Below are 26,482 nucleotides of genomic sequence, written 5' to 3'. Positions count from 1 at the left end.
GGGGGCATGGCCAGCCCCCCCGCCTTGCGCCCCCGGGCCCCCCCCCCGGCCGGGGGGGCGCGCCCGCGGGGGGGGGGGGGGGCGGCTGCCCCGACCTGCGCGACGGCCTGCTCCGGGGGGTGCTCGGCAGCGGGTCCGCCGGTGGCGGCAACCCGAACTCGCACCCCCCGGAGCAGGCCGTCGCGCAGGTCGGGGCAGCCGCCCGCGCCGCGTTCGACGACCTCGACGGCGCGGCCGTGCGGTCGGCGGTGCTCGGCATGGCCGGGGTGAGCGCGATGACCGACCCGCGGGTGGCCGGGCTGTTCGAGGACGGCTGGAAGTCCCTCGGGCTGGACTGCCCGGTGCGGGTCGTCAGCGACTGCGAGGTGGCGTTCGCCGCCGGGACCGGCGCCGCCGACGGCACCGTGCTCATCGCGGGCACCGGGGCCATCGCGGCCCGCATCGAGGACCGCCGCGAAGTGGCCGTCGCGGGCGGGCACGGCTGGCTGCTCGGCGACGAGGGCTCGGCGTTCTGGCTCGGCCGGGAAGCGGTGCGGCACGCGCTGCGCACCACCGACCGGGGCGAAGTGCCGGGCACCGGGCTCGCCCGGGCCGTGCTGGAGCAGGTGCTCGGCGACACCGCGGGCGATCCGCCTGCACTGCGCAAGCGGCTGATCACCGCGGTGAACGGGGCCGCGCCGATCCGGCTCGCCGAACTGGCACCGCTGGTCACCGCCGACTGCGCGGCGGGCGGCGCCGGGTCCGGGATCGTGGCGCGAGCCGCGGCCGAACTCGCCGACACGGCCGTGCGAGCGCGGCGGGACACCGGGCCGGTCGTGCTCGCCGGCGGCCTCACCGCGGACGGCAACCCGGTCGGCACCGCGCTGCGCGCCGAACTCGCCGCTCGGCTGCCCGGGGTGCCGCTGCCCGCGGCGGGGCCGGGCGCCGCCGGAGCCGCCTGGCTGGCCGCCCTGGACCTGACCGGCGAGCCACCCCGCTACCCGGAGATCTGAGCAGCGGGTTCGGTCCTGCGGACGCCGCTGGACGGCCGTGCGTGCGGTCGCGCGGCGGGTCGTGGCGGTGGCGGGGCCGCTCCGCCACGGGTTCTCAGCGGACCCGGGGCGGCGGGCGGCGAAACCTCACCCCTGGGCGACCCGCGGGTGCCGGAGCCCGGGGTGATCGGAGGGCAGGGCCTTCCGCAGCACCCACCAGCTGCCCGCGATGCACAGCGCCACCAGCGGCCAGGTCAGGACGGCCTGCGCCGCGCTGAGCGCCAGCACCGCATCGGCCAGCCACAGCGGGATGAACACCAGCAGCCGCACCGCGTACTGCCCGACCCACACCCAGCTGGCCAGACCGTAGCCGCGCAGCAGCGCCGGATCCCGCCGCCACCGCTTCCCCTGCCCCAGCACCGCGCCGACGATGACGCCCAGCAGCGGCCAGCGGGCGGCGATGCTCACCATCCACATCAGCGCGCTGACCGCGTTGGTGACCAGCCGCGCCAGGAAGAAGTCCGCGGCGTTGCCGGTGTAGAGCGCGATCACCGCGCCGAGCAGCACCGCGAGCAGGCTGACCAGCACCGCCAGCGGCCGGTCGCCCCCGCGCAGCCGCCACACCCCGAGCACGGCGCCGACGCCGACGGCCGCCGCGCCACCGGCGAGGATCGATTCGCCGCCGAGCCACCAGCCGAGGCCGAACGCCACCGGCGGCAGGCTCGCGTCCAACGCGCTGGTGCGGCCGCCGAGCAGCCCCATCAGCGAATCCTGCTCGGACCGTTCACCGGTCCCCGAGATCTCCGGCCCGCCGTCTTCCGGGCCGGTCCGCGCCTGCCCCGTCTGCCGATCCTGCATCACGCTCTCCAGCCTGCCGCACCGGAGGCCGCCGACGCACCCACCGGCCTTCCGGCGGATGCGAATCACAGGCGGGGACGTGCGGCTCGAATGCCTGTCTTCCAGCTCGTTCGCGGTGGTGGGGGCCGCGCGGTCGGGTCGGCGTCCGCGGAGGTTCCGGGCGTGCCGGTCGGCAGTCAGCTCGCACTCGATCATGTCACAACAACGGCCACCGGTTTCGGGACGAACCGGACCGTTTCGCGCCGGGCGTCAGGCGCGGGCCAGGCGGGAGAGCTGCTCGGACAGGCGCTCGGCGACGGCCGCCCGGTCGGCGGGCGCGCAGGTCAGCACGTCGCGACCGTCCGGCGTGGTCTCGCCGAGCAGCGTGAACCGGCCCAGGTCGTTGTCGAACCAGGCCAGCCCGGCCGGGTCGCCGCCGCGGCGTTCACCACCCGAGACCTGGAAGTGCCCGATCCGGTAGCGGTGCCGCGAGGTGATCTCCTCCAGCGCCCGGGAGTGCGCGGTCCGCTCCGCCCGCACCGGCTCGCCCGGCGGCGTCGGCGCCTGCGGCAGCAGGTCGGCGCACACCTCGGGCAGGTCGTGCGGGTCGAGGAAGTCCAGCCGCAGCCCGCGCCCGTCGAGCACGCCCACCACCCCGACCTCACCGGTGGCGACCACGCGGGCCGCCAGCCGCTGCCCCGTGCGCACGTCGAGCAACCCGGCCGCGGCGATGGACACCTCGGACCCGCACAGCAGGTACAGCGCGTCCTCCACCTCCGGTTCGGGCCTGCCGTCGGCGGCGAGCCCGGCGGCTTCCAGCTCGCCCCACACCTGCCGCACCAGCCGGGCCCGTTCGTCGGCGGACTCCTCCGGCCGGGACAGTTCGAACGGGTACTGCCGGACGTCCAGGTTGAGCTGCTCGCCGAGGACGTCCACGGCGGGCAGCGAGAGGGCGATCGTGTCGACCATCGGCTGTCGCATCTCACCTTCGGTGCGGCGGGCTCGGTGCGGAGCCCGCCGGTCAGGGATCGGAGCTCGGTGCTCCTCAGAAGTCGCGGTACCCCGGCGGCGCTTCGCCGAGCACCGGCGGCGCCACCAAGCGGCCGCCGCCGTACTCGTCGTCGTAGACGTCGTCGGCTTCGAGCAGGAACTGCGGGCCGCGGTTGCCCTCGTCCAGCTCGCCCGGGCGGTAGCCGCCGGTGCTGAACTCCCGCTCGCGCGACTCGTGCTGGACCTCGTCGACCGCCGCCCAGGAGCTGCGGCGGGCGGGCCGCTGGCTGGAGGTGCGCGCCCGCGAGCTCATCGGGCCGAAGCCGCCGTCGGGGCGGGATTCGAACCGGTCGGGCTGCGGCGCCGGACGCGGTGGTTCGGGGCGCGGGCTCTCCTGCTGCTCGACGGGTCGCGGTGGCTCGGGTCGCTGCTGCTCGGCCGGGCGCGAGGGCTCGGGGCGCGGCTCCGGTTGCCGGGGTGGCATCGGAGGTCGCGCCGCAGCACCGGGCGGCGGCCCCTGGGGCGAGGGCGCCTGCGGCGGCGGGTCCCCGTGCGGCGGCATGCCCGGCCGGGGCCCTGCCTCCGGCACCGGTGGCACACCCTCCGGCGCCGGTGGCGGGCCCGCTGGGACCGGAGGTGCGCCCGCCGGGCCGGACGGCGAGCCCGCCTGCGCTGGAGGCGGCCCCGCAGGTGCTGGAGGCAGCGGAGTGCCGTGCGGCGGCGAAGCCTGCTCCGGTCCGGGTGGCGGCTGGGGCCCTGGCGGTCCCGGCTCCGGGCGCGGCGAGTTCTGCTCCGGACGCGGCTGGCCCTGCTCCGGACCCGGCGGGACCGGAGCACCCGGCGCAGGTGCGGCCTGCTCGGGTGCCGGCGGCAGCGGGGCGCCGGCCTCGGGCGGCGGCCCCTGCTCCGGACGCGGCTGCCGCACCGGGCCGGTCCCGTGCGGCGGGGCGAGCTGCTGCGGCTGCGGAATCCCGTGCGGCGCGGACTGCGGATCGGCACCGCCCGGCGGGGACGCGAGGTCCCCGGCGGGTCCACCCGTCCACGAGCGTCCCGCGGGCGGTTCCGGCGCTGTGCCGGGCCGACCGGCTGGCGGCGGCCCGGGGCGCTGCGGCTGCTCGAACTCGGCGGGCGGGCCGATCAGGCCGCCCGGCGCGGCGGGAGCCTCGGGCAGCTCGAACAGGTCCGGCGGCGCGGGCTGGTCGGGAGCGGCCTGCTGGAACCCGCCCGGCTGCGGACGGCCGCGATCGGCCGGACCGGGCGGGGGCGGCCCCGGCGGCGGGACCGGCCTGCCCGATCCGGGCGGTGGCGCGGGCGGACCCTGCCTGCCCGGAGCCGGTTGCGGCGGCCCGAAGCGGGGTTGGCCGGATTGCGGCTGAGCGGGCTGTGGCTGGCCAGGCTGCGGCTGGCCAGGCTGGAGCTGCCCGGACCGAGTCGGCCCGGGACGGCCCGGCTGCGGTTGGCCGGGGTGCGGCCGGCCGGGGTGCGGCGGCGCCTGCCGCGGCAGCGGCCCGGACGCGTGCCTGCGCTGGGCCTGCTCGGGCGGCACCGGCGAACCGGCGGGCGGCGGGCCCGGAACCGTGCCTCCCGGAGGCGGCCCGGGCTGCGCGGGAGCGGACGCGTCGAGCAGGTGCGGCGGAACCGGCTCCCCACCGGTCCGGGGCGGCTCGGGCAGCGGGAGCTGCCCGGAGGTCGGCCCTTCCGGGCGCACCGCGGCGGCCTGTTCCGGTCCGCGACCGGCCGGCGGCGGCCCGGACGGACGCGCCCCGGGCTGCTCCGACGGCGCGGGCGGGAGCTGCTCGGACTGCTCGGACCGGTCGGCGTCGGACCGGTCGGCGTCCAACCCGTCGGCGTCGAGCGGCGCCTCGTCGGGCCGCTGCTCGGACGGCCCGTCCTGCTCCGGCGCCTCGGGCTGCGGGAGCGAGCCGCTCAGCGGCCCGGAGAACCCGGCGGGCCGCCCCTGCGCGCGCGGCTCGTCGGCGGCCGGCTGCTCGGCGAGTCCACCCAGCTCACCGGAGAGCGCCGAGGTGCCCGCGGCGGGGTCGGGTCGTTCCGGCTGGCCGGGCCGCGGTCGCGGCGCGGGGCCGCGGCGCGCGTGCGCGAACCGGTCGCCGAGCTGCCCGATCCGGTCCCAGAGCACGAAGGGGTCGGGTTCGGCGGCCAACGCCGCGAACTCGGAGCGCAGGTCGAACCGGCCTGGCCGGGCGGCCGGGCGGCGCGCGCCCTCCGGGCGTGGTTCCGGGTTGAGCTCCCCCCGCGCCAGCGGTTCACCGGGGATGCCCGGCGGCGGCTCCGGGAGCCTGCCGGACAGCGGCGGCGGACCCGGTCGTTCGGCGGGGCCGTCCGGCCGCGGCAGCCGACCGGAGTCGTGCCTGCCACCGGACCGCGGACCGCTCGGTTCGGCTGCGCCGCCGGGCAGCGGCAGCTCGCCCGAGGCCTGCAGATCGCCCGCGCGGTGCAGGTCCGGTGCGGGTCTGCGGTCCGCACCGCCGTGCCGGGAACCGTCACCGCGCGCAGCGACGGCACCGACCGGGTGGTCGCGGCCGGGTGACCCGGCGTCGTCGTGCGGAGTCCGCGCACCGGACTCCCGGAATTCTCCGGACATCAGGTGGTCACCACCGAGAACGGATTCGGAATAGTGGAATTCTCCGGGAACGAGCGATTCGCCGGAAATGACGGTCTCCCCGGCGGAGAAGGATTCGTCCGCCGCGCGCGCGGCGAATTCGGACATCTGCGGTTCGCTGCGGAAAGCGGCGTCCGGGCCGAGTTCGCCGCCGAGCCGGGCACCGCCGGGCGCGCTCGCGGGCCGCGCCGGGGCGGGGCGCCGGGTGGCGACGCCGGGCGCGGGCCTGCCGGGCCTGCGGACGGGTTCGCCGGGTTCGGCATCGCGCGGCGCGGCCGGGTGCCGGACACCGGTTCCCGGGTCGGGCGCCCGGCGCGGCGCGGCGGGCAGCGGTCGGCCCGCTGGTCCCGGCGCCGCCGGGTCGTGCGGTGACGTCACTTCTCCCCCAGCTCTCGGATGCACTTCGGCCGCCGCGGGCCCCTCGCCCGGACGTTCGGCACCGGTGCGGCGCGCGTCGTTCGGACGTTCCCGGTCCGGCCGTCGTTCCCGCTCACGCACCTGCGGTCCGGGTCGCGGCGCCGGTCTCGACCGACCGGTACCTCGCGGTGCGGAGCCCTGCGGCGACGTCGTCCCCCGCCGCGCGCAGGGGCGTCACCTGCGTCGATCGCGACATCACGAGCCCCCTCGTTGCTTCTGCTACCGCCGAGCGACATTAGCAGTCGCGTTCGAGGCGTACGGTGGTTTCCCGGCAAGCCACCTCCATTCCCGCGGGTGCACGCGCGTGGCATCGATCGGTCCCGTTCGGCAAGGTGCGGCGCATCGCACGTCCGGCGGGTTCTTCGACTCGGACGCAGTGCACCGGTGCGGAATAAAATCGGAACATTCGAGTGCCGTTACTCACTTCGGCCGCAACCGACGGTGGCGTAGGTCGCGATCGGAGGACCACTGTGTCCTCTGGCGAATCGAACAGCGCAGGAGGAGGGCCGATGAACGGCCGGGAGCACATGGGCGGCGGAGCACGACGGGCGAGCTGGGCCAGCTTCGCCGCGTTGGGCGACAGCTTCACCGAGGGGATCGCCGACCCGGCTCCGGGCGGTGGCTTCCGCGGATGGGCCGACCGGCTGGCCGAGCACCTGACGACCCGGGAGCCCGAACTGCGGTACGCGAACCTGGCGGTGCGCGGCAAGCTGCTGCGCCAGATCGTCGAGACCCAGGTGCCGCAGGCCCTGGAGCTGCGGCCCGCGCTGGTCTCGCTCGTCGGCGGTGGCAACGACATCATCCGGCCCGGCGGCGACCCGGACCAACTCGCCGCGATCTTCGACGACGCGGTGACGCGGCTGCGCGCGACCGGCGCGGACGTGTTGATCGGCACCGGGTTCGACACCTCGACGACGCCGGTGCTGCGGCGGGTGCGCGGCAAGGTCGGCACGTACAACGCGCACCTGCGGGCGATCGCGGACAAGCACGGCTGCTTCGTGGTCGACCTGTGGTCGATGCGGGTGCTGAAGGACCAGCGCGCGTGGAGCGAGGACCGGCTGCACCTGTCCGCGGAGGGCCACCGCCGGGTGGCGCTGCGGGCCTGCGAGGCGCTGGGCGTGGCGGTCGACCAGGACTGGCGCGCCCCGTGGCCGGAGCTGCCGACCCGCCCGTGGCGGGTGCAGCGGGCCGAGGACATCCAGTGGGCCCGGGAGCACCTGGCGCCGTGGATCGTGCGCCGGCTGCGCGGGCGTTCCAGCGGGGACGGCCGCGGACCGAAGCGGCCGTCGCTGGAGCTCGTGTGCACCGCGGGGGCGCAGAACTCCGCGGCGGCCCGGAACTCCTCGACGGCCGAGGAGAGCGGGAAGTGCTGATCAGGAAGCCGGGGTGATCGGGGGCGGGAAGACGAAGTGCGGACCTCCGAGCATCCCCCTCCCAAAGGTCCGCACCCACCCCCACGCCCTCCCGGATCCCTCCGAGCACCCCGTTCCGGAGTGTCCGCCCCGACCCGCCCGCTCGCGCGGGCTCGGCCGGGACGGCCGGGCGGCAATCCCCCCTCGGATTTCCCCCAGTGCCGCCCGGTGCGGGTCTCAGCTGCTGCCGACCCGCACGCAAGACACTCTCGCAGCGGGCACTAGACACCCGCTAAACGTCGGCTAAACGTCCCCGCGACCAGCGCTCAGCCGTCGTCGAGCGAGGTCAACCGGGCCTTGGCCTGGGCGGCGCGCGGCGAGCCGCCGGTCTCGTAGATCGACAGCGCCGTCTCCCACCGGGTGCGGGCCACCGACCGGTCGCCGCGGGAGACCGCCACGTCGCCGAGGCCCAGGTAGGCCGAGGCCTGGTGCATCGCCGAGCCGCAGCGCTGCGCCACGTCGAGCGCCTCGTGGTGGTAGCCCTCGCCGTCGTCGAGCCTGCCCAGCTCGATGCTGACCTCACCGCAGTTGTTCAGCACCATGGCGAGCGTTTCGAGGTCGTCCGCCTCGCGGTACATCACCTCGGCTTCGAGCAGGTGCTCCAGCGCCTCGGCGAGCCGCCCGTTGGCCTGCTCGACCTGGGCGAGGTTGTTCAGCGCGCCCGCCTCGCGGTACCGGTCGCCGAGCGTGCGGTAAGCGCGCAGCGCGTCCCGGCAGTGCACCTGCGCCTCCGCGAAGCGCTTCATCCGGAACAGCACCGCACCCATGTTGACCTGGGCCATCGCCAGCCAGCCGGGGCTGCCGGTGGCGACGGCGCAGCGGTAGGAGTCCGCGTAGTGCGCGAGCGCCTCGTCGTGCTCGCCGGTGCGCGCGTAGGCGACGCCGAGGCCCGCGGGCATCAGCACCTGCCCGACCGGGTCCGCGGCGAGCCGCGCCGACTCCAGGCCCACCGTGTAGATCTGGATCCAGTCCTCCCACGGGCAGCGCACCACCAGGTAGTTGAACTGGCAGCGCACCAGCCGCCACGCGTACTCGTGCAGGCCGTGGGCGTGCGCGGCGCGCACCGCGGCGACCAGGTTGGGCCACTCCGAGTCGAACCAGGCCAGCGCCTCGGTCCGGTTCCGGATCTCGGGCTGCTCGATGGTCGAGTCGCCGGAGAGGTCGAGGTCGTCCCGCGCGGGCCGCAGGAAGCGCCGGGCGTGGTCGGCGACCACCAGGTAGTAGTGCAGCAGCCGGGTGAAGGCCTTCTCGTCGCGTTCCGCGAGGCCGGCGTGCTCCGGCCGCGCGTCGGGTCCGTCCGGGGCGGTGAGCAGTTCCCGCGCGTAGAGCCGCAGCAGGTCGTGCATGCCGAACCGGTCCGGTTCCGGCTCGGTGACCAGGTGCGCCAGCGCCAACGCCCGCAGCCGCCGGTAGGCGGCGGGCGGATCGGTCTCGCAGACGGCGGCCACCGCGTGCGCGGTGAACGTGTGCCCCGGCACCAGACCGAGCCGCCGGAAGGTGGACGCGTGCACCGGATGCAGGTTCCGGTAGGAGATGTCGAAGGCGCGGCGCACGCTGGTGTCGGCGTCGTCGATGTCCAGCGCGTGCAGCCGGTTGCCCTCGTCGGTGAGCTCCCGGACCAGGCTCGCGACACCGCGGGCGGGGTTGGCGGCGAGCCGCGCCGCGGCGATGCGCAGCGCCAGCGGCAGCCCGCCGCACAGCTCGGCGAGCGCGCGGGTGGCTTCGGGTTCGGCAGCGGAGCCGTCGATACCGCCCGCCCGGTCGAGCAGGGCGACGGCGGATTCGGTGGGCAGCGTCTCCAGCGGCAGCACCCGCGCGCCGCTGCGCACGACGAGCCCGTCGAGCCTGCGCCTGCTGGTGACCAGCACCAGGGAGCGGGAGCTGGAGGGCACCAGCGGCCGCACCTGCTCGGAGTCGCGGGCGTTGTCCAGCAGCACCAGCACCCGCCGGTCGGCGAGCAGCGACCGGTACAGCGCGGCCCGGTCGTCGAGGTCGACGGGGATCGCGTCGGCGGCGACGCCGAGCGTCTTGAGCATGCTGGTCAGCGCCTCACCCGGGGACAGCGGCGCCCGCTCGGAGTCGAAGCCGCGCAGCGAGGCGTAGAGCTGCCCGTCCGGGAAGGCGGTGGCGACGCGGTGGGCCCAGGTGATGGCGACGGCGCTCTTGCCGACGCCCGCGGTGCCGGTGAGCACGGCGAGCATCGTGGTGTCCCCGCGGTCGCGTTCGATCATGCGGTCCAGCACGGCCATCTCGCGTTCGCGGCCGACGAATCCGGCGACGGCGGGCGGCAGCTCGGCGGGCACCGGGCCGACGGGGGCGACCTCCCGGTCGGCCTGCCGCTGGGTGCCGCTGAGCAGGGCTTCGTCGTCGCGCAGCAGCCGCTCGTAGAGGGTGCGCACTTCGGGGCCGGGGTCGATGCCGAGTTCGTGCGAGAGCCGTTCGCGCAGCGCGTGGTAGCGGGCCTGGGCCTCGGCGCGGTTGCCGGAGCGGTAGCCGGCGAGCATCAGCAGGTAGGTGAGGCGTTCCCGCAGCGGGTGCTGGTCGACGAGCGCGGACAGCTCGATGACGAGGCGGTGGTGCCTGCCGAGTTCGAGCTCGGAGGCGATGCGTTCTTCGAGGGCGAGCAACCGCAGCTCGTCGAGGTTGGTCCCGACGCTCTGGTGCAGCCGTTCGGCGGCGATGCCGGAGAGCACCGGTCCGCGCCACAGCTGCAGCGCTTCGGTGAGCAGCTCGGCGCGGGCCGCCGCGTCCTTGCCGTGCGCGTCGTTGATCAGCTTGCGGGCGCGGTGGGCGTCGACGCGTTCGGGGTCGATGCGCAGCAGGTAGCCGGGCGAGCGGGTGAGCACCTCGGGCCGCCCGGGGGCGTCCGGGTCGCCGTGGCCGTGCAGCAGCCGGCGGATCCGCGAGATGTAGCCGTGCACGATGGTCCGGGCGGTGGCGGGCGGTTCGTCGCCCCAGAGGGTGTCGATCAACCGGTCGATGGAGACCAGCTGGTTCGGTTCCATCAGCAGGCAGGCGAAGGCGCCGCGCACGGAGGCGGAGCCGAGCCGCAGCGGCTCGCCGTCCAGCCGCACCTCCAGCGGGCCGAGCACCCGGAAGGTGAACCCGGGCGGGCCGGAGCCGACGACCTGGTCGGAGCCCGTTCCGCCGGGCACGGCGTCCTGCCCCTGCATGCCCCTCGACACCTGCCGTTCGCTGCGTGTTCGATCCTCGCCAGTTTCGGTCACCCGGGCTCGCGGAGTCCACTCTCGGCGAAGCGGACACACGGTAGCGATCTCCGGGCCGGCGCCCGGCCGCACCTGGCCGGGCGTCACCCGATCGGCCCAACACGGTGACGTTCCCGGGCGCCCGCCCGACGACCGCGCGGATCACCCGCCGGTGCGCAAAAGTTGATCATTCATCCAACTCGGGCGCGGCGCGGGGTGCCGCACCGCACGCGGCGAAGATGCTCGCGGTGGGCGGATCGGCGCCGGGCCCGCGGTACCGCCCAGTAGAGTCGGCCCCTGATCGATCATCGTTCGAAGCGCCGCCCGAGAAGGAGCCCGCCGCGTGCCCACCCCGTCCACAGTGGTCGATCGCGCCGTGGGCTGCCTGCTCGGCGGGGCGCTCGGCGACGCGCTCGGCGCGCCCGTCGAGTTCCAGCAGCTCGACGGGATACGAGCCGAGCACGGCGAGCAGGGCATCACCGAGCCGCCCGCGCAGGCGCTGCTCGGCGACGCCACCCAGATGACGCTGTTCACCGGCGAGGGCTACCTCAGCGCGTGGACCCAGGGCAACAACGGCGGCCAGTGGCGTCCGGTGGAGACCGTCACCGCCGCCTACCGGCGGTGGCTGGTCACCCAGCAGGAGTCGAAGCCGCCACCCGGTGCGACCGGCCTGCTCGCCGAGGGCGAGCTGTACGCCAGCCGCGCCCCCGGACTCACCAGCCTGCGCGCCCTCGGCGAACCGGAGCTCGGCAGCCCCGACCGGCCGCGCAACAGTTCCAAGGGCTGCGGCGGCGTGGACCGCAGCTCCCCGATCGGCTTCGCCCCCAGCGCCACCATCGCCTACGGCCTCGGCTGCCGGCTCGCCGCGCTCACCCACGGCGGCGCGGGCGGCTGGGCGTCCGCGGGCACGCTGGCTCTGATCGTGCACCTGGTCGCCGTGCAGGGCAGGCGGCTGCCCGAAGCGGTGGACCAGGCCACCGGCCGCGTGCTGCGCGACGACGGCGAGACCGCCGGGCTGCTCGCGGAGGCCGCGACCCTGGCCCGGACGGGCGCCTCCGTCGCGCACGTGGAACGGCTCGGCCAGGGCTGGATCGGGCCGGAGGCGCTGGCCATCGGCGTGTACTGCGCGCTGGCGCTGCCCCGGCCGGAGCAGTTCCCGGCGGCGCTGCGCCTCGCGGCGAACCACTCCGGGCACAGCGACAGCACCGCGGCGATCACCGGAGCGCTGCTCGGGGCCCGGCACGGCACGGCGGCGCTGCCGCGGCCGTGGCTGTCCCGGCTGGAGCTGGCGGACGTGGTGGAGCGGATCGGCCACGACCTCGGCGCGTCCTGCGCGGGCGAGAAGTTCAACGAGCGCCGCTACCTGGGCCTGGACCCCCAGCTGGCCGCGCCCTGATCAGCGCTTGCGGGCGACGCCGGCGAGCATCCGGGACCGCTCCGGGTCGCCGGTGAACTCCTCGTGGCCGTCCGGGCGCCAGCTCGGCGCGTACACCAGTCCCGGCTCCAGCATCTCGAAGTCGCCGAAGAAGTCCTGGATCTCCGCGCTGGAGCGCAGCTGACCGGGATGGGTGGAGTGCTCGTAGGCCTCCACCAGCCGCTCGTTCGCCACCTGCTCCTGCTCGGTCGCGTCCGAGGTCGTCCAGTGCGACACGGCCAGCAGCGAGCCGGCGGGCAGCCGTTCCCGCAGCGCGGCGACCGACTCGTGCGGGTGTTCGGAGTCCTTCGAGAAGTGCAGCATCGAGACCATCAGCAGGCAGGTCGGCTCGTCGAGGTCGAACACCCCGGTGCGGGCCAGCAGCGGCCACAGCCCGTCCGGGTCGGCGATCGGGTCGGCGCGCAGCGCGTGGTGCCGCCGCGGGTCGCCCTCCCGGTCGAGGATGAGCCCGCCCAGGGACTGCACGACCGGGTCGTTGTCCACGTAGACGACCCGGGCCCGGTCCTCGTCGGCGCCGGGGGCCGAGCTCCAGTGGAGCTCGGCGACCTCGTGCACGTTGCCCACGGTGGGCAGCCCGGAACCGATGTCGAGGAACTGCCGGAACCCGGCGTCGAGCGCGTGGCGCACCACCCGGTTCAGGAAGCGGCGGTTCTCGCGGGTGTAGGACTTGATGTCCGGGATGATGTCCACGACCCGCTGCCCGAAGGCGCGGTCGATCTCCCAGTTGTGCGCCCCGCCGAGGAACCAGTCGTAGACCCGCGCGGCGCTGGGCGTGGTGACGCTGTCCCGCATCTCCACGGGCACCGCTGCGATCGGGTGACGCAGTGTACTCATCCGCTCTCCTGGACCGCCCCGTTCACGGGTGACGTCGTCAACCGGCTCCACCTTTGCCCATTGGGATCAAGATTCCAACCCTTCTGGGGACTCAAGTGTGACGCCTGCTACGAGCGTGCCGGTCGCCCGGGTGGCTCGCACGCCGGACCGGTGCGCACGGGGCGCACCGGTCCGGGGAACCGCGGTCAGCGGGTGACGGGCGCGGTGTCCCGCGCCGCGACGAACCCCGGCCGCGGCCGCTCGGCCGCGAACGGCGCCACCGGTGCGTTGTGCACGCTGTTGAACACGATGAAGATGTTCGACCGCGGGAACGGCGTGATGTTGTTCCCGGACCCGTGCATCGTGTTCGAGTCGAACCACAGCGCCGAGCCCGCCGGACCGGTGAACTGCTCGATGCCGTGCTCGTAGCCGAGCCGGGTGATGTCGTCCTCGCCCGGCACCCCCACCTTCTGCTCCTTCAGCGAGGACTTGTAGTTGTCCCCCGGCGTGCGCCCCGCGCAGGACACGTAGGTGCGCTGCGCGCCGGGCATGACCATCAGCCCGCCGTTGAACGGGTAGTTGTCGGTCAGCGCCACCGACATGCTCACCGCGCGCGGCGCCGGAAGGCCGTCCTCGGCGTGCCAGGTTTCGAAATCGGAATGCCAGTAGAAACCGCTTCCCTTGAACCCGGGCATGTAGTTGATCCGGCTCTGGTGCACGTACACGTCGGATCCCAGGATCTGCCGCGCGCGGTCGAGAACCCGCGGATCCCGCACCAATCCCGCGATCAGTTCGCTGGTGCGGTGCACCTCGAACAGGGAACGCACCTGGCCGGAATCCTTCTCCACGACGGTGCGCTCGTCCGCGCGCACCTCCGGGTCCCTGGTGAGCCGGTCCAGCTCCTGCCAGTACTCCTGCACCTCGGCAGGGGACAGCAGGTCGGGCACCGTGTGGAACCCCTTCGCGTCGTGCGCGGCGAGGTCCTCGGCCGAGGCCGGGCCGCTGCGGACCCCGGGCCACACCACGGGGTCGGTGCGTTCGATGAACGCGGACTCGGTGCCTCGCCGAGTCGGGTAACGGTCCTGAGTCGTCACGTCCGCGACGGTCATCAGTTGCGCCTCCTTCGCGAATTACCGCCGGAGCGGCCGATTCCGCGCAGGAATCGGCCGCCATTTCTCGGTTCCTCGTTCGGTGGCAATTCCCCGGCTTCCCGGGGACGCGTCGCGCACCGCGGCAGGCAACCAGACGCTCCTCGGCTACCCGAGTCCCGCGGTCATTACGCATCCGGAATGCGGGCGAAGAAAAACCGCCCACGACCGCGGAGGCGGCTCGTGGGCGGTTCGAGGCGGGGAACCCGTCGGCGGATCAGTCCTCCACGATCAGCGGGTACACGCCGTTCTCGTCGTGGACCTCGCGACCGGTCACCGGCGGGTTGAACACGCAGACCGTGCGGATGTCGGTCTTCGGGCGGACCTGGTGCTTGTCGTGCTCGTTGAGCATGTACAGCGTGCCCGGCTTGAGCTGGAAGACCTCACCGGTCGACTTGTTCTCCAGCTCGCCCTCGCCCTCGTACACGAAGACGGCTTCGATGTGGTTGGCGTACCAGAAGTCGTTCACGGTTCCGGCGTAGAGGGTCGTCTCGTGCACCGAGAAACCGACCTTCTCCCGCGCCAGCACGATGCGCTTGCTGCGCCAGTTCTCGGTCTGGATGTCGTCGTCGGTGTTCTCGACCTCGTCGAGCCTGCGAACGAACACAATGCCCTCCTTCGGGGTGCCGGGGATACCGGTGGTGCCGAACGAGACGGCCGGCCCGGGATTGGGGCGGGCCGGCCGTCGCGTACGTCTTTGTCAGGCAAGCACAGCTTGCACGGAATCGACGATGATCTGAAGACCCTGCTCCAGCTCTTCATCCGACACGGTCAGCGGCGGCATGATCTTGATCACCTCGCTCTGCGGGCCGGAGGTCTCCAGGATCAACTTCCGGTCGAAGGCCGCCTTCGAGATCTTGCCCGCGATCTCCGGGTCCTCGAAGCCGAGGCCGCGCGCCAGGCCGCGGCCCTTCGCCACGCCGCCCTCGTACTTGTCGGCGATCTCGCCGATGACCTGGCCGACGCGCTCGCCCTTGGCGATGGTGCCGCGCTGGAGCTCGTCGTCGCTCCAGTACAGCTTCAGCGCCTCGGACGCCGTCACGAACGCGGGGTTGTTGCCGCGGAACGTGCCGTTGTGCTCGCCGGGCTCCCACACGTCGTGCTCGGACTTGATCAGCGTCAGCGCCAGCGGCAGGCCGTAGCCGCCGATGGACTTGGACAGGCAGACGATGTCCGGGGTGATGCCGGCCTCTTCGAAGCTGAAGAACGGACCGGTGCGCCCGCAGCCCATCTGCACGTCGTCGACGATGAGCAGCATGCCGTGCTTGTCGCACAGCTCGCGCAGGCCGCGCAGCCACTCCGGGCGGGACGAGTTGATGCCGCCCTCGCCCTGCAACGTCTCCACGATCACCGCGGCGGGCTCGTTGAGGCCGGAACCGCTGTCCTCCAGCAACCGCTCGAAGTACAGGAAGTCCGGGTACTGCCCGTCGAAGTAGTTGTCGTAGGGCATCGGCGTGGAGTGCACCAGCGGGATGCCCGCGCCGCCGCGCTTCATCGAGTTGCCGGTGACCGACAGCGAACCCAGCGTCATGCCGTGGAACGCGTTGGTGAAGCTGATGATCGACTCGCGGCCGGTGATCTTCCGGACCAGCTTCAGCGCGGACTCCACCGAGTTCGTGCCCGTCGGCCCGGGGAACTGGACCTTGTAGTCCAGCCCGCGCGGTTTCAGCAGCTTCTCGTCGATGGTCTCCAGGAACTCGCGCTTGGCGGCGGTGGCCTGGTCCAGGCCGTGCGTGACGCCGTCCCGCTCGATGTACTCGATCAGCTTGCGCTTGAGCAGGGGGTTGTTGTGCCCGTAGTTCAGCGCACCGGCGCCGGCGAAGAAGTCCAGGTAGGGCGTGCCGTCCTCGCCGTAGAGCCAGCTGCCGCCCGCCTTGTCGAACGTCGTCGGCCAGGTGCGGCTGTAACTGCGGACCTCGGATTCGAGGCTTGCGAAGATGTCGTTCACGATCCTCCGTTCGCGGCGGCCGGAGCGGCCACCGGCTGCAAGTCGGTCATGGTCCCCACCCGGAGACCTGCCGTCGGAACTCGTTCGTCCCTGCGGCGCGGCGCGGTCCGCGCCCGCGCGCCCCGCGTCCCCGGCTCCCACCGGGTCGGCGCGGCGCGCTCGCGGTCAGTCCGCCGGACGCGGTGCCGCGACGGCTTCGCCCGTCACGGCACCGGGGGCCGCGAACGGGCCGATCCGGTAGAGGTCCTCGCCCAGGTGCGCGTCCGGGAACAGGTCGGCGCCGAACAGCTCGCTGCGGGCCAGCTCGGTACCGCGGTCCCTGGCCAGCGCGGAGAAGAGCTTGATCGAGGCGGTGTTGTCCGCGGTGATCGTCGTTTCCAGGTAGCGCACGCCTTCCGGCACCAGCCGGTCGACCAGGTGGCCGAGCAGCTGCCCCGCCACTCCGCGACCGCGCTGCGACGCGTCCACCGCCACCTGCCACACCATCAGCACGTCCGGTGCGTCCGGACGCCGGTAGCCGGTGACGAAGCCGACCACTTCGCCGCCGTCGCGCGCCACCGCGGTGGTGTGCGCGAAGTCCCGGCACCACAACAGGTACGCGTAGGACGAGTTCACATCGAGCACTCGCGAATCACGCGTGATCCGGTGGAGTGCGGGACCGTCCGCGACGACCGGAATGCCGATCTCGACCGGAGCGGAAGAACCGCTCCCCGCATTCCGTCCGCCATTCGGTCCGTCGCCGTTATGGCTGGGTTTGTCGCCGGTCATGCTTTGCCAACTTAACAGAACATCCGTAACGCGTCAGGTACTCAGCCGTTTCCTGACCGCACTACCAGGCGATACTCGATTTTCCACGTGATGAGCACGACAGGATTGTTGCGCCTCGCGTCAGCGCAGTGATAACGATCTATCACGCATACTGATCGAAAATGCGGACAGCGGACGTGACCTGCGTAAACGTCCGCCGGGACGGCACGTCCGGGCTCAGTGCGATTGCCCGCGGAGAATTTTCGCGGAGTTCACCGGAATTGCGATCTTCATCCCGGGCGGCCGGGACCGCGGGTGAGACCGCCCGCACCGCGCGCCACCGGAAACGCACGCGTCCGGGGCCGCCGTGGCGACCCCGCCCGCGATGCTGCCGGGTCTTGCTGGTGTCGCGGCGATCAGACGCCGGCGACCTCCTTGATCCAGTCCCGGTACTCGGTGATGTTGTTGTACGCGGTCGAGGTCGCGCGGTCGCTGGTGGAGGCCACGCCGACCTGCTTGCCGTTGGAGAACATCGGGCCGCCCGAGTCGCCACCGGCGGTGATGCCGTTGATGCGGTCCGCGCAGACCGCGGTGCCGCCGCGGTAGTCGGTGCAGGCGATGTCGGTGACCTTGACGTCGGCCACCTTCAGGTTGTCCGCCTGGCACTGGGCCTCGGGCTGGTCGGTGCAGGTGGCACCCCAGCCGTAGACCTGGACGGTGTCGCCGTTGTTCACGTCGCCGGTGGTGCCCAGCGGGGCGAACTCGACGTCCATCGGGCGGTCCACGTTGACCAGCGCGAGGTCGACGCTGTCGTGGATGTGCACGCCGCCGGCCTTGGCCTTGAACTCCTCGCCCTCGTGCTGGTTGAGGCTGCCCACGTGGAAGCTGACGGCGTCGCCGGCGCCTTCCACGCAGTGCTGGGCGGTGAGCACCCACTCCGGCGCGATGGCGGTGGCGGAACACGCCTCCTGACCGTCGTTGAACTGCCGAACCGCCCAGGGAGCGTCGGTGGCCTCTTCGCCGTCGATGATCATCGGCTGCATGTCGTTGGGGGCCGCCGCGGGGGCGGCCTGGGCGGGGACGGCGAAGGTGGCGGCGCCCGGGGTCACGCCGGCGACGCCGGTCAGCACTCGTGCCAGGGACACACTGATCTCCTCTGGGTAGCAGCGGCAACGCTGTGGGGACGGACAAGTCCCCCCATGACCTCACCCGTACGTGTAATGGGTCAACCAATTGGTCACTATTCGCCACCACATTCGCCGGTTGGGACCTGATCGAGATGCGCCGTTCGAACGACCCGCCCAACATTCGAGTGCCCACTATGGGCCTCGGTCGCACCAGGACGTCAAGGGTCGTGCGACCGCAGTCCGCGGAACGGGGGCCGCTGATGGAGATCACGTCGTACGCGCCGGGCACGCCCTGCTGGGTCGACCTCCACACCGCCGACCCCGGCACCACCGCGGAGTTCTACGCCGAACTGCTCGGCTGGACGGTGCAGGACACCGGGCCCGAGAGCGGCGGCTACCGGATCGCCCTGCGCGCGGGCGGGGCCGTCGCCGGCATCGGCCCGCAGTACGAACCGGCCCGCGGCCCGACGTTCTGGACCACCCACCTGTCCACCGACGACGTGGACGCCACCGCAGCGGCCTTCCAGCGGGCGGGCGGCCAGGTGCACGTCGCGCCGGTGGACGTGTTCGACGCGGGCCGGTTCGCCGTCGGCTCCGATCCCACCGGCGCCGCCGTCGCGCTGTGGCAGCCCCGCCGCCGGATCGGCTCCGCGCGGGTGAACGAGCCCGGTGCACCCTGCTGGCACGAGCTCGCCACCCGCGACCCGGAGCGCGCCGCCGAGTTCTACCGGGAGCTGTTCGGCTGGGAGGTCGTCCCGCAGCAGGTCGCGGGTACCGACTACCGGCTGCTGCGGCTCGGCGGCCGTGAGATCGGCGGCATGGTCCGGATCGGCGACGACTGGCCCGCCGAGGTGCCGCCGCACTGGCTCGCGTACTTCGCGGTCCCCGACGCCGACGTCGCCGTGCAGCAGGTGACCGCGCTCGGCGGCACCGTCCTCACCGGTCCGCTCGACATCGAACCCGGCCGGTTCGCCGTCGTCCACGACCCGGCCGGCGGCGTCTTCGGCATCATCGCCCTCCGCCCCGAGGCCTGAGCCGCCCGCTCACCCACCCGCCCCGGGGCCCTCCGGGGCGCGCTCGCGCAGCCACGCCGCGGCCCGGCGCAGCCACCGCTGCGCCTGTCGAATGCGGGTGATCCCGCGCTCTGATCCGCTGCCGAGGCTTCCGGCCGCGACCCGGCGCCGCGGTCCGCGGCGCGTGGCGGAACCCGGACCAGGTGCTGGTCATCCCGCTCCCCTAGCGGCACCGATCCGTCGCCCGGTCGGGTAGTACAGATCCGGGCCGCGATCACCGATCATCAAAGGGCGAATCCATCGGGTCGTGCCCGGTCGCACCGGTCGGCCCCGCCGAACCCGATGCCGCGGGCGCCCCGTCCGGAGTCGCCGGGGACGGCGCACCCGCGATGCCCCCGCGCCGGACGCCGCTCCTCGACCGCGCCGCACGGAGCCGCTGAGGGGACTCGAACCCCTGACCGTCCGCTTACAAGGCGGGTGCTCTACCAACTGAGCTACAGCGGCGGGGGCGGCCGCGCCGTGCGCGCACATCGTAATCGGCCGTGGTCGTCGGCGGAGAAGCGGCCGGACCGGCGGCCCCTCGCCCGCGGGCGCGCGGGTCGGGTGTCAGGCTCGTGATGGAGGACACGAACCGGAGGTGCAACGGCCGCGGCGTGCGGGCCGATGGCCGAGGGGACGATCAACGCGGTCACCCAGAGGTGACGAGCAGGAAGGTAGGTCTGCGGTGGGAATCACGCAGCGCGCCCGTGGTGTGCTGCGGCGGCGCGACCCGGCCGAGCCGGTGGGGACACGCAACGCCGTTTACGGGCCGGCACTGCCCGAGGAATCAACGGTCCACCTGGTGATGGACCTGGGGCTGCGCATCGGCGAGGTCCAGATGGCCAGCGGTGCGGGCGCTTCCGACGTCACCGCGACGATCATCGGTGTGGTCAGCGCCTACGGCCTGCCGCACTGCGAGGTCGACGTGATCTACACGTCGATCACCGTCTCCTGCTACCGGGGCACCGAGGAGGTGCCCATCACCTCGCTGCGCGTGGTGCGCAACCGGTCCATCGACTACACGCGGCTCGCCGACGTGGAGGACCTGGTCCGCAAGATCACCGCCGGTGAGCTGTCCGCGTCGGACGCCTACTCGGAACTGGACAAGATCACCTCGGCGCCGCACCCCTTCCCGCGCTGGGTGGCGACCCTCGCGTGGGCGGGCATGGCGGCCTCGCTGTCGGTGCTGCTCGGCGGCGGCGACCCGCTGCTGGCCGTGGTGGCGGCGGTGGCGACGGCGCTGGTGGACCGGATCGGGCGGTTCCTGAACAAGCGGGCGCTGCCGTTCTTCTTCCAGCAGGCGGTCGGCGGGGTGATCGCGACGAGCATCGCGCTGGCCTGTTCGATGCTGCGGATCCTCCCGACGCCCGCGCTGGCGGTCGCGGCGAGCATCATCGTGCTGCTGTCCGGGATGACGGTGGTCGGCTCGATGCAGGACGCGATCACCGGGTACAACGTGACCGCCGCAGGCCGGATCGCGGAGCTCGCGCTGATGTCGGCCGGGCTGATCGCCGGTGTGGTGCTCTCGCTCTACGTCGGGGTGCAGGTCTTCGACCAGCTCGGCGGGGACACCGCGGAACTGCTGCAGAAGGTGGGCACCGCGCGGATCGAGTCGACGACGGCGCTGGACCTCCCGGTGCAGGCGCTCGCGGGTGCCTCCACCTCGGCCTGCTTCGCGCTGGCCAGCTACGCCCCGCCCCGGCCGCTGGTCATCGCCGGGCTCGGCGGGGCGGTCGCCGCGGGCGTGTCGGGCACGCTGACGAACGTGGTGGGGTTGAACGCGGTGCTCGCGGGCGCCGTCGCCACGACCGTCGTCGGCGTCGCGGGCGGCGTGGTGACCCGGCGGCTGCGGATCCCGGCGCTGGTGATCGCGGTGTCCGGCGTGGCGCCGTTGCTGCCCGGGCTGGCGACCTACCGCGGCCTGTACGAGATCGCGGTGGTCCGGGACCCGGCGGGCATGTCGACGCTGATGCTGGCGGCCGCGACCGGGCTGGCGCTGGGCGCCGGGGTGGTGCTGGGCGAGTACCTGGCGCAGCCGGTGCGCACCCGGCTCGGCAGGCTGGAGCGCAGGCTCTCGGGCCCGCGCCTGTCCGGGCCGCTGCGGCCCACCCGGCGCCGCCGGAGTGAGCAAGACCTCGGGGGCGTTGGCCCACACGAACGACGCGGGCGGTGGACTGATTGGCTAGCCTCGCCTGCGGGTAGTGAGTGATCCGGGACGGTCCGCGACAGCGGCCCAGCCGCTGGAGAGCACGATGCCGCCGGCGCAGCCCATCCCGTCCGAGACAGCAGCGGTCTCCCGAGGAGGCAACACCGGTGAGTAGGGCCAGCACGCCCGCCCGTGCGGATTTCGTCGTCGTCGCCAACAGGCTTCCCGTCGATCTGGAGAAGCTCCCGGACGGCACCGAGCGCTGGAAGCACAGCCCCGGCGGCCTGGTGACCGCGCTGGAGCCGTTCCTGCGCGCCCGCCGCGGCGCCTGGGTCGGCTGGCCGGGGGTCGCCGACGTCGACGTCGAACCGTTCACCGACGAGGACATGCACCTGCACCCGGTGCGGCTGTCCTCCGACGAGTTCCAGGACTACTACGAGGGCTTCTCGAACGCGACGCTGTGGCCGCTGTACCACGACGTGGTGGTCCCGCCGGTGTTCGACCGCTCCTGGTGGGACGCGTTCCGGCGGGTGAACCGCCGGTTCGCCGAGGCCGCGGCCGAGGTCAGCGCGGAGGGCGCGACCGTGTGGGTGCAGGACTACCAGCTGCAGCTGGTGCCCGCGATGCTGCGGGAGCTGCGGCCGGACCTGCGCATCGGCTTCTTCCTGCACATCCCGTTCCCGCCGGTGGAGCTGTTCATGCAGCTGCCGTGGCGCACCGAGATCGTGCGCGGGCTGCTCGGCGCGGACCTCGTCGGCTTCCACCGCCCGGGCGGCGCGCAGAACTTCCTGTGGCTGGCGCGGCGGCTCGCCGGGTTCGAGCCGAGCCGCGGCCAGGTCGGCGTGCGGTCCCGGCCGGGCGTGGTGCAGGTCGGGGACCGCGCGGTGCGGGTCGGTGCGTTCCCCATCTCGATCGCCTCCTCGGAGCTGGACCAGATGGCGCGCAGCAAGGAGATCCAGCAGCGCGCCAAGGAGATCCGCGCCGAGCTGGGCAATCCGCGCCGCATCATGCTCGGCGTCGACCGGCTGGACTACACCAAGGGCATCGACGTGCGGCTGCACGCGATGCACGAGCTGCTCGCCGACGGCCAGATCCGCGCCGAGGACGTGGCGATGATCCAGATCGCCACGCCCAGCCGGGAGCGCGTCGAGCACTACAAGCAGATGCGCGAGGGCATCGAGCGCGAAGTCGGCCGGATCAACGGCGAGTTCGGCCGCGTGGGTCACCCGGCAGTGCACTATTTGCACACGTCGGTGGACAAGAAGGACCTGGTGGCGTTCTACTGCGCGGCCGACGTCATGGTGGTCACGCCGGTCCGCGACGGCATGAACCTGGTGTGCAAGGAGTACGTCGCCTGCAGGCACGACCTGGGCGGCACGCTCGTGCTCAGCGAGTTCGCCGGAGCGGCCGCGGAACTCACCAGCGCTTTCCTCGTCAACCCGCACAACTTGGACGGTGTGAAGGAGGCGTTGCTGTCCGCCCTCGACATCGAGCAGGCCGACGGCCGCCGTAGGATGCGAGCATTGCGTAGGCAGGTGCTCACGCACGACGTCGACCGCTGGGCCCGTTCGTTCCTCGAAGCGCTCGGGACCCCCTGAAAGACCCGCTCGACGTCCGGAGCCGCCGCGCGAGGTAACTGATCGACCACCGGCGGACGTGCGGCGGGAACCGGCAGCGGACCCGACCGGCACGTCCGGCACCGAATCGATCATGCAGACCCATCCGACCGCCCAGAGGAGTATGGCGTTGACCGCCGAAGCTCTCCCCGCCGAGCTGCGCCGCACGATCGTCCAGCTCGCGCGCACCCCTCGACTGCTGGTCGCCTGCGACTACGACGGCACTCTCGCCCCGATCGTGGCCGACCCGAACGCGGCCAAGCCGCTCCCCGAATCGGTGCACGCCCTGCGTTCGCTGGCGTCCCTGCCGGCCACGACCACCGCGGTGATCTCCGGCCGGGCGCTGCGCGACCTGGCCACCCTGTCCCGCCTCCCCTCCGAGGTCCACCTCGTCGGCAGCCACGGCTCCGAGTTCGACGTGGGCTTCGTGCACGAGCTCGAACCGCAGGCCACCGAACTGCGCACCCGGCTGCAGCGCGGCCTGCAGGAGATCGTCGCCGGCCAGCAGGGCGTCACCCTGGAGGCGAAGCCGGCCAGCGTCGCGGTGCACGTGCGCCGCGCCGAGGACGACGTCGCCGAGCGCGTGCTCGACCAGGTCCGCTCCGGCCCGGCCACCTGGGACGGCGTCCAGGTCACCGAGGGCAAGGCCGTGATCGAGCTGGCCGTGGTGCAGACCGACAAGGGCAACGCCCTCGACGCGCTGCGCCACCAGGTCGCCGCCACCGCCGCGATCTTCCTCGGCGACGACGTCACCGACGAGAAGGCGTTCGCCCGGCTGCACGGACCCGACCTCGGGCTCAAGGTCGGCGAGGGCGACACGCTCGCCGAGTTCCGCGTCGCCGACACCACCCAGGTCGCGACCGCGCTCGCGTTCCTGATGGAGGAGCGGCGCACCTGGCTCTACGGCGAGCAGGCCCCGCCGATCGAGCGGCTGACCATGCTGTCCAACGAGCGCACCGTCGCCCTGCTCACCCCGGACGCGCGACTGACCTGGATGTGCCACCCGGGCCCCGACTCGGCGGCCGTGTTCGCCGACCTGCTCGGCGGCCCCGGCGCCGGCCACTTCTCCGTCCGCCCGCACGGCGGCAACGGCGCGCCGCGCAGCCCGCTGCCGCTGGGCCAGCGCTACGTGCCGGGCACCATGACGGTCGAGACCCGCTGGTCGCGGCTGCTGGTCACCGATTACCTGGAGCACGGGGTCGACGCGCACCGCACCGACCTCATCCGGGTGATCACCGGCGAGACGACGGCGAGCATCGAGTTCGCGCCCCGCCCCGAGTTCGGCCAGGTCCCGGTGCGGCTCGTCCCCGAAGCCGGCGGGCTGCGGGTGATGGGCACCTCGGAGCCGATGGTGCTGCACTCCCCCGGCGTCCAGTGGGAGATCACCTCCGACGGGATGCACGAGTCGGCGCGGGCCGTGGTGGCCGCCTCCGAAGAGACCCCGATCGTGCTGGAGCTGCGCTGCGGCACCGAGGACCTGGCGCCGTCCGAGCGCACCGAGCGGCAGCGCCGCGCCGCCGCCGACGTGTACTGGTCGGAGTGGCTGGAGACGCTGACGCTGCCCGCCGTGGAGACCGACCTGGTGGGCCGGTCCGCGCTGACGCTGCGCGGCCTGTGCAACACCGACACCGGCGGGATCATGGCGGCGGCGACGACCTCGCTGCCGGAGGAGATCGGCGGCGTCCGCAACTGGGACTACCGCTACTGCTGGCTGCGGGACGGCTCGATGACCGCGCAGGCCCTGGTCACGCTGGGCTCCACCGCCGAGGCGGAGGGCTTCCTCGACTGGCTGCACCGCGTGCTGGAGACGCTGCCCGGGCCGGAGCGGCTGCACCCGCTCTACAGCCTGCAGGGCACCAGCCTCGGGCCGGAAGCCGTGATCGACAGCCTGCCCGGCTACGCCGGTTCGCGGCCGGTGCGCGTCGGCAACCTCGCCGACCAGCAGGTCCAGCTGGACGTGTTCGGCCCGGTCGTGGAGCTCGTCTGGCACCTCGCCGAGGTGACCGGTGAGGTCCGGGACCGCGACTGGCAGCTGGTGAAGGCGATGGCCGAGGCCGTCTCGCACCGCTGGTTCGAACCGGACCACGGCATCTGGGAGGAGCGCGACCAGCCGCGCCACCACGTGTACTCGAAGGTCATGTGCTGGGTGACGCTGGACCGCGCGCTGAAGATCGCCGAGCGGTACGGCCGCGAGGTGGAACCCACCTGGGGCCCGCTGCGCGACCAGATCTCGCAGGACGTCATCAAGAACGGCTGGCAGCCGGACGTGCAGGCGTTCACCACCGCTTACGAGGGCTCCGACCTGGACGCGGCCTCGCTGCACGTGGGCCTGTCCGGGCTGATCGACCCGTCGGACGAGCGGTTCCGCGCGACGGTGAACGCGATCGAGTCCGAGCTGCGCAGCGGTTCCACTGTGTACCGCTACCGCCGGGACGACGGGCTGCCGGGCGACGAGGGCGGCTTCCACCTGTGCGCGGCCTGGCTGATCGAGGCGTACCTGCTGATCGGCCGCCGCACCGAGGCCGAGGAGCTGTTCCAGCAGATCGTGGACACCGCCGGGCCGACCGGGCTGCTCGCCGAGGAGTACGACCCGATCGCGGAGCGCTCGCTGGGCAACCACCCGCAGGCGTACTCCCACCTGGGTCTGATCCGCTGCGCGCAGCTGCTGTCCCGCTGACACCGCGCCGGCCGCACGACCGCGCCGAACGGGCCGTTCACCCCACCGGGTGGGCGGCCCGTTCCGCGTTCCGCGGGGCCGCGCGCTGTGGAGTTCGATCACGATTCTCGGCGAAACCGCCGTTCGGGTCGAACTCGGCCGTTACGCTCCGCCGCAAGAGGCCGCACTCGCGCGGTGACGCGCGGACATCTGGGGGACCCACGTGACCGGACTGACGATCGCGATCGTGCTCATCGGCGTCGCCGTCGCGGTGTCGAGCATGGTGCTGCTGTACCGCCGCACCCGGCCCGCGCCGCAGGCGGCGACCGGACCGACCGACCCGTTCCACACCGGCGACGAGGACTCGCTGCGCGGCGATCCGCGGCGGCTCAAGGCCGGCGACATCGTGGAGGTCCGCGGGCTGAGCTACACGGTGCGCGGCTCGCTGCGGCTCACCGAAGGCGGCTGGGGCTGGGCCGAGCACCTGCTCGACGACACGAAGGGCACCCAGGTGTGGCTCGGCGTCGAAGAGGACCCCGACCTGGAGCTGACGCTGTGGACGCCGGTCGACGAGGCCGGTGAACCCGGCGGGAAGCACGTCGAGTTCGGCGGCCGCCGGTACGCGCGCGAGGAATCCGGCTCGGCGACGTTCCGCAGCGAGGCCACCACCGGCCTCGACGCGCAGGGCACCGTCCGCTACCAGGACTACGCGGCCGAGGACGGCGCGCTGCTGGGCTTCGAGTCCTACGGCGACTCCGGCTGGGAGGCCAGCACCGGCGAACGGCTCGGCCGGTACGACGTGCGCATCTACCCGACCGCGGACTGAGGCGCTCGGCCGTGGGACGAGGGATCTGGATCGCGCTGGCGTGCGTCGGCGTCGTCGTGGCGCTGATCGTCGCGGTCCTCGCGGTGTTCAGCGGCGGTTCCGGGCCGCGCGGCTACGTGCCCGCGCACTACCAGCGCGCCCCCGCGCTGGACATCGGCGGCTCGCGCGACGACGAGGCCTACACCAGCCCGAAACCGGTGCCGGTGGTGGCGCGGGAGATCACCTCCCGGCGCAGGCCGCAGTCGCAGCACACCGACGCCAGCGGGGTCTACCTGCGCTACTCCGACGACGCGGTGGTCATCCAGCCGCGCGGCACCGGATCGGTGATCCACCTGATGGACGCCGACCGCGCCTACCGGCACTACCACTCGCACCTCGGCGGGGTGTGGGGCTGGGGGCGGCGCGGCGGGGCGTCGCGGGGCTACGGCGCGGACGGGGAGGTTATGTCGGGGGGCGAGCCGGTACCGGGCGTGGCGGAGCCGACGGCGGTCCGGTTCGCCACCTCGGTGGTGGAG

At 73.6% G+C, this 26,482-nt stretch carries 19 protein-coding genes and 1 tRNA gene; 9 read left to right on the top strand and 11 right to left on the bottom strand.

Features of this window, described 5'->3' with window-relative positions:
• Nucleotides 1–119 precede the first annotated feature (119 nt).
• Nucleotides 120–992 carry a BadF/BadG/BcrA/BcrD ATPase family protein gene (locus LCD35_RS21680; protein WP_225044745.1) on the top strand — a complete coding sequence of 291 codons (873 nt, stop codon included), beginning with the start codon at nucleotides 120–122 and terminating at the stop codon, nucleotides 990–992.
• Nucleotides 993–1,118: 126 nt separating this feature from the next.
• Here LCD35_RS21680 and LCD35_RS21675 read toward each other — a convergent pair whose 3' ends face one another.
• The 3 genes from LCD35_RS21675 to LCD35_RS21665 all read right to left on the bottom strand — a co-directional run bounded on the left by LCD35_RS21675 (nucleotide 1,119) and on the right by LCD35_RS21665 (nucleotide 5,796).
• Entirely contained in the window at nucleotides 1,119–1,829 is a 711-nt protein-coding gene (locus LCD35_RS21675) for a DUF3159 domain-containing protein (protein ID WP_308011332.1), read from the bottom strand.
• Nucleotides 1,830–2,078: 249 nt separating this feature from the next.
• Nucleotides 2,079–2,789 (bottom strand): ESX secretion-associated protein EspG, encoded by a 711-nt coding sequence (locus tag LCD35_RS21670; RefSeq protein ID WP_224968556.1) that lies wholly within the window; start codon nucleotides 2,787–2,789, stop codon nucleotides 2,079–2,081.
• A 64-nt stretch (nucleotides 2,790–2,853) separates the two neighbouring features.
• The gene (locus tag LCD35_RS21665; RefSeq protein ID WP_225044748.1) at nucleotides 2,854–5,796 is read right to left on the bottom strand and encodes a hypothetical protein; all 2,943 of its coding nucleotides are present in this window, start codon (nucleotides 5,794–5,796) and stop codon (nucleotides 2,854–2,856) included.
• Between the two features lie 548 nt (nucleotides 5,797–6,344).
• Here LCD35_RS21665 and LCD35_RS21660 point away from each other — a divergent pair.
• Nucleotides 6,345–7,208, top strand: a complete 864-nt coding sequence (locus LCD35_RS21660) for an SGNH/GDSL hydrolase family protein (protein ID WP_224960441.1) — start codon at nucleotides 6,345–6,347, stop codon at nucleotides 7,206–7,208.
• A gap of 305 nt (nucleotides 7,209–7,513) precedes the next feature.
• Here the strand turns inward: LCD35_RS21660 and LCD35_RS21655 are convergent, their stop codons facing one another.
• Complete coding sequence (locus LCD35_RS21655; protein WP_224978228.1) at nucleotides 7,514–10,420, bottom strand: BTAD domain-containing putative transcriptional regulator; 2,907 nt, start codon at nucleotides 10,418–10,420, stop codon at nucleotides 7,514–7,516.
• A gap of 376 nt (nucleotides 10,421–10,796) precedes the next feature.
• Here LCD35_RS21655 and LCD35_RS21650 point away from each other — a divergent pair, with 376 nt between their 5' ends.
• Nucleotides 10,797–11,849, top strand: a complete 1,053-nt coding sequence (locus tag LCD35_RS21650) for an ADP-ribosylglycohydrolase family protein (protein WP_224960839.1) — start codon at nucleotides 10,797–10,799, stop codon at nucleotides 11,847–11,849.
• On the opposite strand, the gene LCD35_RS21645 is transcribed toward LCD35_RS21650, so the two are convergent.
• The 6 genes from LCD35_RS21645 to LCD35_RS21620 form a co-directional block, all read right to left on the bottom strand.
• The gene (locus LCD35_RS21645) at nucleotides 11,850–12,722 is read right to left on the bottom strand and encodes an SAM-dependent methyltransferase (RefSeq protein WP_224968096.1); all 873 of its coding nucleotides are present in this window, start codon (nucleotides 12,720–12,722) and stop codon (nucleotides 11,850–11,852) included.
• Nucleotides 12,723–12,907: 185 nt separating this feature from the next.
• Nucleotides 12,908–13,810 (bottom strand): ectoine hydroxylase, encoded by a 903-nt coding sequence (gene thpD / locus LCD35_RS21640; protein ID WP_224968094.1) that lies wholly within the window; start codon nucleotides 13,808–13,810, stop codon nucleotides 12,908–12,910.
• Between the two features lie 256 nt (nucleotides 13,811–14,066).
• Complete coding sequence (locus LCD35_RS21635) at nucleotides 14,067–14,456, bottom strand: ectoine synthase (RefSeq protein WP_224960833.1); 390 nt, start codon at nucleotides 14,454–14,456, stop codon at nucleotides 14,067–14,069.
• Nucleotides 14,457–14,549: 93 nt separating this feature from the next.
• The gene (gene ectB, locus LCD35_RS21630; RefSeq protein WP_224960831.1) at nucleotides 14,550–15,797 is read right to left on the bottom strand and encodes a diaminobutyrate--2-oxoglutarate transaminase; all 1,248 of its coding nucleotides are present in this window, start codon (nucleotides 15,795–15,797) and stop codon (nucleotides 14,550–14,552) included.
• 165 nt (nucleotides 15,798–15,962) lie between these two features.
• Nucleotides 15,963–16,565, bottom strand: a complete 603-nt coding sequence (gene ectA, locus LCD35_RS21625) for a diaminobutyrate acetyltransferase (RefSeq protein WP_224960828.1) — start codon at nucleotides 16,563–16,565, stop codon at nucleotides 15,963–15,965.
• A 395-nt stretch (nucleotides 16,566–16,960) separates the two neighbouring features.
• Nucleotides 16,961–17,689, bottom strand: a complete 729-nt coding sequence (locus tag LCD35_RS21620; RefSeq protein ID WP_224960825.1) for a trypsin-like serine protease — start codon at nucleotides 17,687–17,689, stop codon at nucleotides 16,961–16,963.
• Between the two features lie 242 nt (nucleotides 17,690–17,931).
• On the opposite strand from LCD35_RS21620, the gene LCD35_RS21615 reads away from it, so the two are divergent.
• On the top strand, nucleotides 17,932–18,705 hold the full coding sequence (locus LCD35_RS21615) for a VOC family protein (protein ID WP_224968089.1): 774 nt from the start codon (nucleotides 17,932–17,934) through the stop codon (nucleotides 18,703–18,705).
• A gap of 410 nt (nucleotides 18,706–19,115) precedes the next feature.
• Here the strand turns inward: LCD35_RS21615 and LCD35_RS21610 are convergent.
• Nucleotides 19,116–19,188: transfer RNA gene (locus LCD35_RS21610), tRNA-Thr, on the bottom strand.
• Nucleotides 19,189–19,408: 220 nt separating this feature from the next.
• Between LCD35_RS21610 and LCD35_RS21605 the strand changes: the two genes are divergently transcribed.
• From LCD35_RS21605 to LCD35_RS21585, 5 genes are all read left to right on the top strand, one after another.
• Complete coding sequence (locus LCD35_RS21605) at nucleotides 19,409–20,932, top strand: threonine/serine exporter ThrE family protein (protein WP_224960819.1); 1,524 nt, start codon at nucleotides 19,409–19,411, stop codon at nucleotides 20,930–20,932.
• A 104-nt stretch (nucleotides 20,933–21,036) separates the two neighbouring features.
• A complete protein-coding gene (locus LCD35_RS21600) occupies nucleotides 21,037–22,467 on the top strand; it encodes a trehalose-6-phosphate synthase (protein ID WP_224960816.1) in 1,431 nt (476 codons plus the stop codon).
• A gap of 142 nt (nucleotides 22,468–22,609) precedes the next feature.
• The gene (gene otsB, locus LCD35_RS21595) at nucleotides 22,610–25,162 is read left to right on the top strand and encodes a trehalose-phosphatase (protein ID WP_224960813.1); all 2,553 of its coding nucleotides are present in this window, start codon (nucleotides 22,610–22,612) and stop codon (nucleotides 25,160–25,162) included.
• Nucleotides 25,163–25,364: 202 nt separating this feature from the next.
• Nucleotides 25,365–25,967, top strand: a complete 603-nt coding sequence (locus LCD35_RS21590) for a DUF4178 domain-containing protein (RefSeq protein WP_225044744.1) — start codon at nucleotides 25,365–25,367, stop codon at nucleotides 25,965–25,967.
• An 11-nt stretch (nucleotides 25,968–25,978) separates the two neighbouring features.
• Nucleotides 25,979–26,482, top strand: a 504-nt coding sequence (locus LCD35_RS21585; protein ID WP_225044743.1) for a DUF4247 domain-containing protein, incomplete at its 3' end; no start/stop codon positions are given.

It is taken from the genome of Saccharopolyspora sp. 6V (assembly GCF_020176785.1).
GTDB classification, from domain to species: Bacteria; Actinomycetota; Actinomycetes; order Mycobacteriales; family Pseudonocardiaceae; genus Saccharopolyspora_C; species Saccharopolyspora_C gregorii.
Note: the sequence above shows the minus strand (reverse complement) of the source record. Positions and strands in the feature narration are given on the sequence as shown.